Genomic DNA, 13935 nt, shown 5'->3' with positions numbered 1-13935 from the left:
GCTTGTGTCGCCGTCCAAGCCGTCCATCGACTATGAGACCGCCAAGACGGTGGCCGCCGGGGGCGACGTGGCGGCGCGGATCGAGCTGGCGAACAGCCCCGACACCCGGCCCGAACTGCTCTATTACCTGGCCGACGACGATGACGAGCGGGTGCGTGGCGCCGTCGTGACCAATGCCATGACGCCGGTGCGCGCCTTCGGCCGTTTGGCCCGCGACCCCAGCGACCGGGTGCGGGCCCTGCTGGCGGACAAGCTGACCCGCCTGCTGCCCGACCTGTCCCGGCCCGAGGTGGGGGCCATGCGCGACGTGGCCTTCGCTGCGTTGGAGTTGCTGGCGGCCGACCAGGTCATCCGCGTGCGCACCGCCCTGTCCAGCGCCCTGGCCGACGTGGAATGCGCCCCGCCCAAACTGGCCGTCACCCTGGCCCGCGACGTGGCCAGCGACGTGGCGGGTCCGGTGCTGCGCTGGTGCATGGCCCTGTCGGATGAGGAGCTGCTGGACATCCTGTCCCGCCGGCCGGAGCCCTGGGTGGTGGAGGCGGTGGCCGGACGGCGCACCGTGTCCCGGCCGGTGGGCGACGCCGTGGTGGCGATGGGCGACCACGGGTCCTGGGCCACCCTGGCCGGCAACCCCGGCGCCGACCTGTCGCCCAAGGCCCGCCGCCTGCTGGCGGAGCGGGGCCACGTGCCCATTGGGGGCGTGACTCCCGAAGAGGTACCTGATCCAAATGCGCCGCCACCCCCGCCCGCCGGCCCGGCGGAGGTGTCGCAGCGCCTGGCCAGCGCGGTGGAAGATGCCCTGCGCGACGGCCTGGCGGGGCAGGGGCTGGACAAGGCGGGGGTGGAGGCGGTGGTGGCCGCCGCTTCCCGCCGGCTGGACTGGGCCGCCGGCTACGGCAAGCCGGAGGGTGCCGCGGACAAGGCGGCGCGCTTGGCGGCGTCCGGCGGCCTGAACGAGGATGTGGTGTGCGACGCCCTCAGCTGGGGCGACCGCGACTTCGCCCAGGCGGCGATGGCGCTGCTGGCGCGGGTGCCGGTGGACGCCGTGCGCCGCATCCTGGCGACGCAAAGCCCCAAGGCGGTGACGGCGCTGGCCTGGCGGGCCGGATTTTCCATGCGGGGCGCCCGCACCTTGCAGGCCCGGGGCGCCGGCATCGCGCCGCGCAAGCTGCTGAACGCCCGGCTGGGGACGGACTACCCCATGACCGATGTCGAGATGCATTGGCACCTCGAGCTGTTCGATATCGCGCCGAAGTGATTGCGGCGGGCGGCCTGGCGCGACGTGCCCCGGCGGGGCGCCGCGGCAAGCTGCACCTGGGGTTCGCGATCGTGCGCCCGCCCGTTGGTTCTGAACCATATCTTTTGCAGGGAGCCTGCCATGGGCGACGCGCGCGCCTGATCGTGTACGGGGCGCCTTGCCCGGCGGGCGGATTCAGGCTAATCAGCCCGCCGCGGGCTCCCTCGTTCCTCGGGCCCCGAAGGCCGGGCGCCCTGGCGCCTGGGACCCCGCATGGCGAATTTCCGGGACCTCCGCCCGATGCCGCAGAGCCTTTGGGTGGCTTGGGTCCGTTGTTTTCACTAGCGCCTTATCATTCACCCCAAAGTTCGCAACCAAAAGTTCGAGGAACCCAACCATGGCACGCAAGAAGATCGCGCTGGTCGGCGCCGGCCAGATCGGCGGCACCCTGGCCCTGTTGGCCGGCCTGAAGGAGCTTGGCGACATCGTCCTGTTCGACATCCCTGATTTCGAGGGTGTCGCCAAGGGCAAGGCGCTGGACATCGCCGAGGCCGCCCCCGTGGAAGGGTTCGACAGCAACCTGTCGGGCGCCTCCGACTATGCCGGCATCGCCGGCGCCGACGTGGTGATCGTCACCGCCGGCGTGCCGCGCAAGCCGGGCATGAGCCGTGACGACCTGGTGGGCATCAACGCCAAGGTCATCAAGGCCGTCGGCGCGGGCATCAAGGAACACGCCCCGAACGCCTTCGTCATCGTCATCACCAACCCGCTGGACGCCATGGTCGGCCTGATGCAGCAGGTCACCGGCTTCGACCCGGCCAAGGTGGTCGGCATGGCCGGTGTGCTGGACAGCGCCCGCTTCCGCCACTTCCTGGCGGATGAGTTCAAGGTCTCGGTCGAGGACGTCACCGCCTTCGTGCTGGGCGGCCACGGCGACACCATGGTCCCCTCCGTCCGTTACTCCACCGTCGCCGGCATTCCGCTGCCGGACCTGGTGAAGATGGGCTGGACCACGCAGGAGAAGCTGGACCAGATCGTGCAGCGCACCCGTGACGGCGGCGCGGAGATCGTCGGCCTGCTGAAGACCGGTTCCGCCTTCTACGCCCCGGCCGCCTCCGCCATCGCCATGGCCGAGAGCTTCCTGAAGGACAAGAAGCGCGTGCTGCCCTGCGCCGCCAAGCTGACCGGCCAGTACGGCGTGGACGGCCTCTACATCGGCGTGCCGGTGATCATCGGCGCCGGCGGCGTCGAGAAGATCATCGAGATCGAGCTGAACGCCGAGGAAAAGGCCAACTTCGAGAAGTCCGTTGCCGCCGTGCAGCAGCTGGTCGAAGTCACCGCCAAGGTCGCCGGCTGATCGTTCGGGTTCCGGTATGACGTTGTGAATGGCCCCGCCCGCCTCTCGCCGGCGGGGCCATTTGCCAAACAGATACCGGAATAGCGTTCGAAGCCACCCTTCCGTCACTTTACGCGGTTGATCGCCCCGGCATTGCTCTCTACAGTGCCCGCGGCGCGGGGTTGGCCCCGCGATCGGCCGCAAACTTTGCGAGGCCGTTTCCCAACCGGAAGCGGGCGATCCCCGAATGAATATTCATGAATACCAGGCCAAGGGCCTGCTGAAGAAATACGGCGTCGCGGTACCCCGCGGCGGCGTTGCCTACACCCCCGAAGAGGCCAAGACCGTGGCCGCGGACCTGGGCGGCCCCGTGTGGGTCGTGAAGTCCCAGATCCACGCCGGCGGCCGTGGCGCCGGGCGGTTCAAGGAGAACCCCGAGGGCAAGGGCGGCGTCCGCGTCGTGAAGTCGATCGACGACGTCGTGTCGAACGCCAAGGAAATGCTGGGCCACACGCTGGTGACCAAGCAGACCGGTCCGGAAGGCAAGGAGGTCAAGCGCCTCTATGTCGAGGAAGGCTGCGACATCAAGCGCGAGCTGTACCTGTCCCTGCTGCTGGACCGCGCCACCTCCCGCGTCACCGTGATCGCCTCGACCGAGGGCGGCATGGAAATCGAGGAAGTGGCCCACAGCCACCCCGAGAAGATCGTCAAGGTCGCCATCGACCCGGTCGGCGGCCTGCAGGGCTACCACGCCCGCCAGATCGCCTTCGGCCTGAAGCTGGAAGGCAAGCAGGTCGGCGCCGCCGTGAAGTTCCTGTCCGCCATGTACAAGGCGTTCGTGGAGCTGGACGCCTCGCAGGTCGAGATCAACCCGCTGGTCGTGACCGGCGCCGGTGAGGTCATCGCCCTCGATGCCAAGATGAACTTCGACGACAACGCCCTCTACCGTCACAAGGACATCGAAGAGCTCCGTGACGAGAGCGAGGAAGAGGCGTCGGAGACCGAGGCCACGAAGCACGGCCTGAACTATGTGAAGCTGGATGGCAACATCGGCTGCATGGTCAACGGTGCCGGCCTGGCCATGGCCACCATGGACATCATCAAGTTGTACGGCGGCGAGCCGGCCAACTTCCTGGACGTGGGCGGCGGCGCCACCCGTGAGCGCGTGACCACCGCGTTCAAGCTCATCCTGTCCGATCCGAATGTCGAAGGCATTCTGGTCAACATCTTCGGCGGCATCATGCGCTGCGATGTCATCGCCGAGGGCGTGGTGGCGGCGGCCCGTGAGGTCAGCCTGCACGTTCCGCTGGTCGTCCGCCTGGAAGGCACCAACGTCGAGCTGGGCAAGAAGATCCTGGCCGAGTCCGGCCTGCCGATCCTGTCCGCCGACAACCTGGCCGACGCCGCTGAAAAGATCGTCAAGGCCGTGAAGGAGGCCGCGTAATCATGGCCGTGTTGGTTGACAAGAACACCAAGGTGATCTGCCAGGGCTTCACCGGCGCGCAGGGCACCTTCCACTCCGAACAGGCCATCGCCTACGGCACCAAGATGGTCGGCGGCGTGACCCCCGGCAAGGGCGGCACCACCCACCTCGACCTGCCGGTGTTCGACACCGTGGCCGAGGCCGTGCACACCACCGGCGCCAACGCCTCGGTGATCTACGTGCCGCCGCCCTTCGCCGCGGACGCCATCCTGGAGGCCATCGACGCCCAGATCCCGCTGGTGGTCTGCATCACCGAAGGCATCCCGGTGCTGGACATGGTGACGGTGAAGCGCGCCCTGGCCGGGTCCAAGACCCGCCTGATCGGCCCGAACTGCCCCGGCGTCATCACCCCGGACGAGTGCAAGATCGGCATCATGCCCGGCCACATTCACAAGCGTGGCAAGATCGGCATCGTCAGCCGCTCCGGCACCCTGACCTATGAGGCCGTGGCGCAGACCACCGCGGCCGGCCTGGGCCAGACCACCTGCATCGGCATCGGCGGCGACCCGGTCAACGGCACCAACTTCGTGGACAGCCTGCAGCTGTTCCTCGACGATCCGGAGACCGAGGGCATCATCATGATCGGTGAAATCGGCGGTTCGGCGGAAGTCGATGGCGCCGAGTTCATCCGCGACAGCAAGACGAAGAAGCCGGTCGTCGGCTTCATCGCCGGTCGCACGGCCCCCCCGGGCCGCCGCATGGGCCACGCCGGCGCCGTGATCTCCGGTGGCAACGACACGGCCGACTTCAAGGTCGAGGCCCTGCGCGCCGCCGGCATCCATGTGGCCGACAGCCCTGCCAGCCTGGGTTCCACCATGCTGAAGGCGCTGAAGGGCTGATACCGGCCTTTCGGTTGAAATGACGGGTCAGCTCGGGGGCACCGGGCCGACCCGAGGAGGAACGGCGGCACCCGCCCCAGCGCATGTCTGGTACCCGGGGCCGCCGTTTTTCCATGGCTGGCATGAGGCATCGCCTCCCCTGCGTCGCTTGACCCGATGGGATGCTGGTGCCACCTCATTGTTAGCGTGCACATTTACAATTTTGATGGGCACGCGCCGACGCCGTGATGATCACCCCGTCCAGCGTTGCGCAACAAAAACGTCAGCTTCCTTTTTGGCTCGATGGTTTTGTTGCGGAAACTGGGCGCTTCTTATGCGGGGTAGGCGTTTTCGTGGCAACGGCCCCACCGCCGTCGCATATTGAAGGCGCAGGTATCATGGCGTAAAAGAACGCGAATTTCGGTCCCATCGGGACGCCTGCCACGTAGACGCGGGCGCCCTATCCCTCCCAGATCAAGCGCAGAGCGCCATGGTAACCGATCAAAGCTCCCTGTTTTTCGCCGGCAACGCGACCTTCGTCGCCGAGCTTTACGCCCGCTACCTGCAGGATCCGGCCTCCGTCGATCCTTCGTGGAGCAGCTTCTTCGCCGGGCTGGATGACGATGCCCGCGTCGTGCTGGGCGAAATCAAGGGGGCGAGCTGGGCGCCCAACAAGGCCGCCGTCATCGGCGTGCCCGATCCCGATGCCAAGCCGGCCACTCCCGCCAAGGGGGCGAAGGGCGCCAATGGCGCCGCCGCCCCGGCCGCCAACGGCGCCGCGGTGGGCGGCATCACGCCCGAGCAGCTGCGCCAGGCGCAGCTGGACAGCATCCGCGCCCTGATGCTCATCCGTGCCTACCGCGTCCGCGGCCACCTGATGGCCAAGCTGGACCCGCTGGGCCTGGAGAAGCGCGGCGAGCATCCGGAGCTGGACCCCAAGACCTACGGCTTCACCGACGCCGACCTGGACCGCCCGATCTTCATCAACAACGTGCTGGGGATGGAGACCGCCACCCTGCGCCAGATCGTGGACGCGGTGCGGCGCACCTATTGCGGCCACATCGGCGTGGAGTTCATGCACATCCAGGATCCGGAGCAGAAGGCCTGGATCCAGGAGCGTATCGAGGGCATCCGCAACCAGACCGACTTCACGGTCCAGGGCAAGAAGGCCATCCTGCAGCGCCTGACGGCCGCCGAGGGCTTCGAGCGCTTCCTGCAGCTGAAGTACACCGGCACCAAGCGCTTCGGCCTGGAGGGCGGCGAGGTCTGGGTCCCGGCCATCGAGCAGATCTTGAAGCGCGGCGGTCAGCTGGGCCTGAAGGAGCTGGTGATCGGCATGGCGCACCGCGGCCGCCTGAACGTCCTGGCCAACGTGATGAGCAAGCCGTACAAGGCCATCTTCTCGGAATTCCAGGGCAACGCCGCCAATCCCGAGGACGTGCAGGGCTCGGGCGACGTGAAGTACCACCTGGGCACCTCGGCCGACCGCGAGTTCGACGGCAACACCATCCACCTGTCGCTGACGGCCAACCCGTCGCACCTGGAGGTGGTGAACCCGGTGGTGTGTGGCAAGGTCCGCGCCAAGCAGGTTCAGCGCTCCACCATGCCGCCGTCCGATGAGGCGCGCGCCGAGGTCATGGGCCTGCTGCTGCACGGCGACGCCGCTTTCGCCGGCCAGGGCCTGGTGCCCGAGACGCTGCTGCTGTCCGAGCTGAAGGGCTACCGCACCGGCGGCATCATCCACATCATCACCAACAACCAGATCGGCTTCACCACCGCGCCGCAGTACGCCCGGTCCGGCCCGTACCCGACGGAGGTGGCCAAGGCCATTCAGGCGCCGATCTTCCACGTCAACGGCGACGATCCCGAAGCCGTGATCCACGTGACGCGCATCGCCGTGGAGTTCCGCCAGAAGTTCCTGAAGGACGTGGTGCTGGACATCGTCTGCTACCGCCGCCAGGGCCACAACGAAGGCGACGAGCCGGCGTTCACCCAGCCGCTGATGTACAAGGCGATCCGCAACCACCCCACCACCCGCGAGCTGTACGCCAAGCAGCTGATCGCCGAGGGGGTGATCACGGCCGAGGAAGCCGACGCCTTCGTCAAGGACTTCCATAAGGCCATGGAAGTGGAGTTCGAGGCCTCGACCACCTACAAGCCGAACAAGGCCGATTGGCTGGAAGGCAAGTGGCAGGGTCTGAGCGCCGCCAAGAACGACGACCGCAAGGGCAAGACCGCCGCCCCCATGGACCTGCTGCAGGAAGTGGGCAAGGCCATCTCCGCCGTGCCGGAAGGCGTGGACGTGAACGCCAAGGTGGTGCGCCAGCTCAAGGCCAAGCAGGAGATGTTCGCTACCGGCAAGGACCTGGACTGGGCCACGGCCGAGGCGCTGGCCTTCGGCACCCTGCTGGTGGAGGGCGTGCCCGTGCGCCTGTCCGGCCAGGACGTGGGCCGCGGCACCTTCTCGCACCGCCATTGCGTGCTGGTCGATCAGACCACCGAGGCCAAGTACGTGCCCCTGGACCACATCCGCGCCCCGGACCACAAAGAGGGCCAGGCCCGGTTCGAGGTGCACGACAGCCCGCTGTCCGAGGCGGCCGTGCTGGGCTTCGAATACGGTTTCACCCTGGCCGAGCCGCACGCCCTGGTCCTGTGGGAGGCCCAGTTCGGCGATTTCGCCAATGGCGCCCAGTCCATCATCGACCAGTTCATCAGCTCGGGCGAAAGCAAGTGGCTGCGCATGTCCGGTCTGACCATGCTGCTGCCGCACGGCTATGAGGGCCAGGGGCCGGAGCACAGTTCCGCCCGTCTGGAGCGCTTCCTGCAGCTGTCCGGCGAGGACAACTGGCAGATCGTGAATTGCACCACCCCGGCCAACTACTTCCATGTGCTGCGCCGCCAGGTGAACCGCGAGTTCCGCAAGCCGCTGGTGGTCTTCAGCCCCAAGTCGCTGCTGCGCCACAAGCTGTGCGTCAGCGAGCTGTCCATGTTCACCGGCAACGAGTCGTTCCACCGCGTCCTGTACGAAACCGGCGTGGACCTGGTCGAGCCGGAGAAGATCCGCCGCGTCGTCCTCTGCTCGGGCAAGGTCTACTACGACCTGTTCCAGGAGCGTGAGAACCGGGGTGTCAAGGACGTGGCCTTCCTGCGCCTGGAGCAGCTGTACCCCTTCCCGGGTGATGCCCTGAAGGCGGAACTGGCCAAGTACCCCAACGCCGACGTGGTGTGGTGCCAGGAAGAGCCGGCCAACATGGGCGCCTGGACCTTCGTCGACCGCCGCATCGAGGGCGTGCTGAGGGAACTGAACCATAAGGCGGGCCGTCCGTCCTACGCTGGCCGCGCCGAGGCCGCCTCGCCGGCCGCCGGCCAGCTGAAGCGCCACAACCAGGAACTGGCCAAGTTCCTGGACGAGGCGCTGACCATCGCTTGATCCAATAACGTTCCGGGGCCCGTTGCGGCCCCGGAATGATTTTATTCTGAAACCCTTTGTTAGAAACGAACCAAGGTCCCAAAAACATGGCGACGGAAATCCTGGTGCCCACCCTCGGCGAGTCCGTGTCGGAAGCGACGGTCGCGCGGTGGCTGAAGAAGGTTGGCGACAGCGTCAAGGCGGATGAAACGCTGGTGGAGCTGGAGACCGACAAGGTCACCTTGGAAGTCAACGCCCCGGCCGCCGGCACGCTGGGCGAAATCCGCGCCGCCGAAGGCGCCAACGTGGGTGTGAGCGCCGTCCTGGGCGTGATCACCGAGGGCGCCGCCGCCGCGGCCGCCCCCGCCGCCGCTCCGGCCCCGGCCAAGACCGCCGCGCCGGCCCCGGCCCCCGCCGCCGCCCCGGCCTCCAACGGTGCCGCCGGCGTGATGCCCGCCGCCGCCAAGATCGCCGCCGACGCCGGCGTCAACCCGGCCGCCATCGCCGGCACCGGCAAGGACGGCCGCGTCACCAAGGGTGACGTGATCGACCACCTGGCCGCCCCGAAGGCCGCCCCGGCCCCAGTCGCCGCGCCGGCCCCGATCGCCAAGGCCCCGGCCGGCCCGCGCGCCCGCGCCGACCTGGAAGAGCGGGTGCGCATGACCCGCCTGCGGCAGACCGTCGCCGCCCGCCTGAAGGACGCCCAGAACACCGCGGCCATGTTGACCACCTACAACGAGGTGGACATGACCAACGTGATGAAGCTGCGCAACGAGCTGAAGGACCAGTTCGAGAAGAAGCACGGCGTGAAGCTGGGCTTCATGTCCTTCTTCGTGAAGGCCTGCCTGGTCGCGCTGAAGGAGATCCCGGCCGTCAACGCCGAGATCGAGGGCACCGACATCATCTACAAGAACTACTACGACATCGGCGTCGCCGTCGGCACGCCCACGGGTTTGGTGGTTCCGGTGGTGCGCGACGCCGACCAGATGGGCTTCGCCAAGATCGAGCAGAGCATCAATGAGCTGGGCAAGAAGGCCCGCGACGGCAAGCTGTCCATCGCCGACATGACCGGCGGCACCTTCACCATCTCCAACGGTGGCGTGTACGGCTCGCTCATGAGCTCGCCCATCCTGAACGCCCCGCAGTCGGGCATCCTGGGCATGCACAAGATCCAGGAGCGTCCCATGGTCGTCGGCGGCCAGATCGTCATCCGCCCGATGATGTACCTGGCCTTGTCCTATGACCATCGCATCATCGACGGCCGCGAGGCCGTGACCTTCCTGGTGCGGGTCAAGGAATGCCTGGAGAACCCGGAACGCATCCTGCTGGACGTCTGATCCGACGGACGGGGGGCCCCACGGCCCCCCGTTTGCTGACTGCCTGATCGTTCAACCCAACACTCAGCTCAACCCAACAATCAGCGCCGGTTCCCTTTTTCCGGAGCGCAGCGACGAGGCCTCGACCGAGGCCGCCGGAGATTTCCGGGGAGCGTAGCGGACTGGAAATCGAGGATAGCCAAGCGGCCGGATGGCCGCGCCCGGCGCCTGAGGGAACCCGAACATGACCACTACCCAATTCGATCTCGTCGTCATCGGCAGCGGCCCCGGCGGCTATGTCGCGGCCATCCGCGCGGCCCAGCTGGGCATGAAGGTCGCCTGCGTCGAGATGCGCAAGACCCTGGGCGGCACCTGCCTGAACGTGGGCTGCATCCCCTCCAAGGCCCTGCTGGTGGCCAGCGAGAAGTTCGAGGAAGCGTCCCACTCCCTGGGCAACTTCGGCGTGAAGGTCGCGGGCGTCGAGCTCGACCTGCCGACGATGATGAAGCACAAGGAAAAGACGGTCGAATCCAACGTCACCGGCGTGGAGTTCCTGTTCAAGAAGAACAAGATCACGCGTTTCACCGGCAAGGGCAGCATCGCCGCCCCGGGCCAGGTGACGGTGACCAAGGAGGACGGCTCCACCGAGACCGTCACCGCCAAGAACATCCTGATCGCCACCGGTTCCGACGTCATGCCCCTGCCGGGCGTGACCATCGACGAGAAGCGCATCGTCTCCTCCACCGGCGCCCTGGACCTGACCGAGGTGCCGAAGCGCCTGGTGGTCATCGGCGGCGGCGTCATCGGGCTGGAGCTGGGCTCCGTCTGGCAGCGCCTGGGCGCGCAGGTCACGGTCGTGGAGTTCCTGGACCGCATCCTGCCCGGTATGGATGGTGAGGTCTCCAAACAGTCCCAGCGCATCCTGGGCAAGCAGGGCCTGACCTTCAAGCTGTCGACCAAGGTCACCTCGGCCGTGGCCGCCGACACCGGCGTCACCCTGACGGTCGAGCCCGCCGCCGGCGGCGCGGCCGAGACGCTCGAGGCCGACGTGGTGCTGGTGGCCATCGGCCGCCGCCCCTACACCGAGGGCCTGGGCCTGGACAAGGTCGGCGTGGAGCTGGATGAGCGCAAGCGCGTCAAGACCGACCACCACTTCCGCACCAACGTGCCCGGCATCTGGGCCATCGGCGACGTGATCGCCGGCGCCATGCTGGCCCACAAGGCCGAGGAAGAGGGCGTGGTCTGCGCCGAGGTGATGGCGGGCCAGTCCGGCCACATCAACTACGACGCCATCCCGGGTGTGGTCTACACCTGGCCGGAAATCGCCGCCGTCGGCAAGACGGAGGAGCAGTTGAAGGCCGAGGGCGTGACCTACAAGGTCGGCAAGTTCCCCTTCACCGCCAACGGCCGCGCCCGCTCCATGCAGGCGACCGAAGGCTTCGTGAAGCTGCTGGCCGACGCCCATTCCGACAAGCTGCTGGGCGCCCACATCATCGGCGCGTCGGCCGGTGAGATGATCGAGGAGCTGGCGCTGGCCCTGGAATTCGGCGCCTCGTCCGAGGACATCGCCCGCACCAGCCACGCCCACCCCACGCTGACCGAGGCCATCAAGGAAGCGGCCCTGGGCGTGCTGGGCCGCACCATCCACATGTAAGCCTTCCACTTCGGGAATGCGGAAACGGCGCCGGGGTGACCCGGCGCCGTTTTGCATTCAGGGCCTCATTGTTCAGGACCAGGGCCCCTTGGGGCCATCGAATGGCGGCCGGGGCGGCGGAGCAGGCGGCGCCTCGTCCTTCTTGGCTGCCGGCGGCGGCTTCGGGCCCCAGCGGCGGCGCAGGCGCGGTGCCCCCAACATCACGATCAGCACCGCCACCAGGAAGATGAAATTCTGGCTGCGGATGCCGTTCCACAGATGATCCAACAGGCCGCCCTTCACCAGGGCGTCGCCGGCGACCAAGCCGCTGAGCCCCAGGGTGACGGACTGGTCGGCGATGGGCACGTAGTCGCGGTAGCCGTTGCCGGGGGTGAAGCGCAGCATGGACAGCAGGGCCGGCATCTGGCTCTCGATGGCGGGCAGGTCGTTCATGCGGGCGGCGATGTCCAGGCCCAGCACGCCGCGCCGTCCCAGCAGGCGGGCATGGTAATCGAGCCCATCGACGCCGCCGCCGTCGGCTTGGCGCCGCGTGGCCCAGATCAGCGTGTGGCTGGCGCCGTCGTAGACGGGGGGCCGGGCCCAGCCCGTCAGGCGCGATCCGGCACTGTCGGCGGATTTCAACGCCGACAGCAGGGCGTCGGCGTCCAGCCGGCCGGCATCCAGGTCACTGACGTGGCCGCTGCCGTCATAGCTCAGGGCCACCAGCCATGCGGGATCGGGGGCCGATCCCACAGGCACCAGCAGGCCCAGCCCGGCACCGCCGGCCAGGGGGCGCCCCTGCCAGTGCCGGCTGAGGAAGGCCTGGGTGTCGGCGCCGGCCACGTACTGGAAGGCCGGGGTGGGGGTCAGGGTGACGGCCTTGTCCGCCAGCGAGATCGGGGTCTCATCCGTGGCGCGGGCCGGCGGGGTCAGGCCCAGAAGTGCCGCGCACAGCAACGGGGCCAGCAATCTCATCAGCCGCATGGGGCCAATCCCCTCTGAATAGGATGGTCAGGAGCGGGCGCGCCGCGCCCGGGGGTGCGCCGTCTCATAGACCGACAGCAGCTGCTCGGCATCCACGTCGGTGTAGCGCTGGGTGGTGGACAGGCTGGCATGGCCCAGCAAGTCCTGGATGGCGCGCAGGTCGGCGCCGCCGCCCAGCAGATGGGTGGCGAAGCTGTGGCGCAGGGCATGCGGCGTGGCGGTGTCGGGCAGGCCCAGCAGCTGCCGCAGGGTCTGCATGGCCAGCCGCGCCACCCTGTCGTTCAGCCGGTCGCCGCGCACGCCCACGAACAGGGGGCCGTCGGGCGCCAGCGGATGGGGGCAGGCCTCGATATAGGTGGCCAGCGCCTGGCGTACGGCCGGCAGGACGGGCACGTCGCGCTGCTTCGATCCCTTGCCGGTGACCCGCAGGGTGTCGCTGGCCAGCGGCGCCTCGGCCCGGGTCAGGCGCAGGGCCTCGTCCATGCGCAGGCCGCAGCCGTACAGCAGGGTGAACAGGGCGCGGTCGCGCAGGCCCACCCAGGGCGCCTGGGGGATGCCGCCCGCTTCGTCCAGCAGCACGCCGGCGTCCTCCACCGTCAGGGGGCGGGGGATGGGGCGCTTCACCTTGGGCGCGTTCAGCAGGCCGATGGCGGGGTTGTGCAGCCGGCCCGAGCGGTCCAGCCAGCGGAACAGGTTGCGCACGCCGGACACGGCGCGGGCCCGGCTGGCGGCGATGGCGCCGTCACCCGCGCGGGCGGCCAGCCAGGCACGGAAGTCGCCCAGCTTCGCCCCGCCCAAATCGTTCAGGCTGGGCGCCCGGCCCAGATGCTCCGTCAGGAAGGACAGGAAGGCGGCGACATCACCCTGGTAGGCGCGCAGCGTGTGGGGTGACGCCGTCTTCTCCGACGTCAGCCAGCGCCGCCAGTCTTCCAGCGCCGCCGCCACATCGGGCGCGCAGGAATATCCCAGGGCGGGGGGCTTGGTCATGGCGTTACCCTAGCCAACCCCGGATACACCGCTCCACCACCCGGGCCAGGAAGCTCAGCAGTTCGGTGCCTTGGCCGGGATGGAACAGGTCGGCGTCGCGCGAGGCGAAGGCCAGCAGGCCCGCCGGCGCGTCGGGGGTGATTTGCAGGCGGACCAGCGCCTCGGACCGCACGATGGGGGCGGCGGGGCCGTAGATGTCGGCCAGGCCCTGGATGTTGCCGCGCAGGATGATGTCGCGCTTGCCCATCCACTGGCTGATGGCGCCCGTCTCGGCCAGCTGCAGGCCGCTACGCTCGGCATGCAGGACCAGGCGGTTGTCCTCCGGCTGTTCCATCACCAGGCAGGCCAGGTCGAGGTCCAGGAGGACGGCCAGGTCGGTGGTGATGGTCTGAATCAGCTGTTCGAAGCTTTCCGCATCCATCAGGAACAGGGCGGCGGCATGCACCCGGTTCTGGTTGTTGATGTTGGCGCGGGCGGTGGCGATCAGCTCTTCCTGCTGGGCCGTCAGGTCGGCCACCTCGCGCCGCAGCTTCAGCAGCATGAAGTGCTGCAGGTCGGCGACCCCGTTGCCCCGGTTCTCGGGCGGCGGGATCAGGTGGTGGACCACGTCGGGATGCTGCTGCAGGAAATCCGGGGTCTCGCGCAGGTATGTCGCCACATCCTCCGCGGTCAGGGCATCGCCCAAGGCGCTGTGCGGTGTCTTGCCGCCCATATGCTGGTTCTTCCCTTCAG

General features: G+C 68.5%; 10 protein-coding genes. 7 read left to right on the top strand and 3 right to left on the bottom strand.

The window, feature by feature from the left end:
* The first annotated feature begins 4 nt into the window (after positions 1-4).
* The 7 genes from FBZ89_RS10905 (at position 5) to lpdA (ending at position 11253) form a co-directional block, all read left to right on the top strand.
* Entirely contained in the window at positions 5-1258 is a 1254-nt protein-coding gene (locus tag FBZ89_RS10905) for a DUF2336 domain-containing protein (RefSeq protein ID WP_145750004.1), read from the top strand.
* Positions 1259-1634: 376 nt separating this feature from the next.
* Positions 1635-2594, top strand: coding sequence for a malate dehydrogenase (mdh, locus tag FBZ89_RS10900; protein WP_145750003.1), 960 nt, complete (start codon positions 1635-1637; stop codon positions 2592-2594).
* 226 nt (positions 2595-2820) lie between these two features.
* Complete coding sequence (gene sucC, locus FBZ89_RS10895) at positions 2821-4017, top strand: ADP-forming succinate--CoA ligase subunit beta (RefSeq protein WP_145750002.1); 1197 nt, start codon at positions 2821-2823, stop codon at positions 4015-4017.
* Between the two features lie 2 nt (positions 4018-4019).
* Complete coding sequence (gene sucD, locus FBZ89_RS10890) at positions 4020-4895, top strand: succinate--CoA ligase subunit alpha (RefSeq protein WP_004274388.1); 876 nt, start codon at positions 4020-4022, stop codon at positions 4893-4895.
* Positions 4896-5364: 469 nt separating this feature from the next.
* Complete coding sequence (locus FBZ89_RS10885; protein WP_145750001.1) at positions 5365-8304, top strand: 2-oxoglutarate dehydrogenase E1 component; 2940 nt, start codon at positions 5365-5367, stop codon at positions 8302-8304.
* 86 nt (positions 8305-8390) lie between these two features.
* Positions 8391-9620, top strand: coding sequence for a 2-oxoglutarate dehydrogenase complex dihydrolipoyllysine-residue succinyltransferase (odhB, locus tag FBZ89_RS10880; protein WP_145750000.1), 1230 nt, complete (start codon positions 8391-8393; stop codon positions 9618-9620).
* Between the two features lie 223 nt (positions 9621-9843).
* Positions 9844-11253, top strand: a complete 1410-nt coding sequence (gene lpdA, locus FBZ89_RS10875; protein WP_145749999.1) for a dihydrolipoyl dehydrogenase — start codon at positions 9844-9846, stop codon at positions 11251-11253.
* Positions 11254-11325: 72 nt separating this feature from the next.
* On the opposite strand, the gene FBZ89_RS10870 is transcribed toward lpdA, so the two are convergent.
* The 3 genes from FBZ89_RS10870 to FBZ89_RS10860 are packed head-to-tail and all read right to left on the bottom strand — an operon-like array spanning position 11326 to position 13915.
* Positions 11326-12216, bottom strand: a complete 891-nt coding sequence (locus tag FBZ89_RS10870) for a DUF2167 domain-containing protein (protein WP_145749998.1) — start codon at positions 12214-12216, stop codon at positions 11326-11328.
* A gap of 27 nt (positions 12217-12243) precedes the next feature.
* Positions 12244-13203, bottom strand: a complete 960-nt coding sequence (locus FBZ89_RS10865; protein WP_145749997.1) for a tyrosine recombinase XerC — start codon at positions 13201-13203, stop codon at positions 12244-12246.
* Between the two features lie 4 nt (positions 13204-13207).
* Positions 13208-13915, bottom strand: coding sequence for a DUF484 family protein (locus FBZ89_RS10860; protein WP_145749996.1), 708 nt, complete (start codon positions 13913-13915; stop codon positions 13208-13210).
* Positions 13916-13935 lie beyond the last annotated feature (20 nt).

This window comes from Nitrospirillum amazonense (assembly GCF_007828045.1).
GTDB classification, from domain to species: Bacteria; Pseudomonadota; Alphaproteobacteria; order Azospirillales; family Azospirillaceae; genus Nitrospirillum; species Nitrospirillum amazonense_C.
Note: the sequence above shows the minus strand (reverse complement) of the source record. Positions and strands in the feature narration are given on the sequence as shown.

Excerpts from the sequence above, each read along its gene's own strand:
- FBZ89_RS10865 (WP_145749997.1), bottom strand. The coding sequence starts at position 13,203 with ATGACCAAGCCCCCCGCCCTGGGATATTCCTGCGCGCCCGATGTGGCG.
- FBZ89_RS10870 (WP_145749998.1), bottom strand. The coding sequence starts at position 12,216 with ATGCGGCTGATGAGATTGCTGGCCCCGTTGCTGTGCGCGGCACTTCTG.
- FBZ89_RS10860 (WP_145749996.1), bottom strand. The coding sequence starts at position 13,915 with ATGGGCGGCAAGACACCGCACAGCGCCTTGGGCGATGCCCTGACCGCG.
- lpdA (WP_145749999.1), top strand. The coding sequence starts at position 9,844 with ATGACCACTACCCAATTCGATCTCGTCGTCATCGGCAGCGGCCCCGGC.
- odhB (WP_145750000.1), top strand. The coding sequence starts at position 8,391 with ATGGCGACGGAAATCCTGGTGCCCACCCTCGGCGAGTCCGTGTCGGAA.
- mdh (WP_145750003.1), top strand. The coding sequence starts at position 1,635 with ATGGCACGCAAGAAGATCGCGCTGGTCGGCGCCGGCCAGATCGGCGGC.
- sucC (WP_145750002.1), top strand. The coding sequence starts at position 2,821 with ATGAATATTCATGAATACCAGGCCAAGGGCCTGCTGAAGAAATACGGC.
- sucD (WP_004274388.1), top strand. The coding sequence starts at position 4,020 with ATGGCCGTGTTGGTTGACAAGAACACCAAGGTGATCTGCCAGGGCTTC.
- FBZ89_RS10885 (WP_145750001.1), top strand. The coding sequence starts at position 5,365 with ATGGTAACCGATCAAAGCTCCCTGTTTTTCGCCGGCAACGCGACCTTC.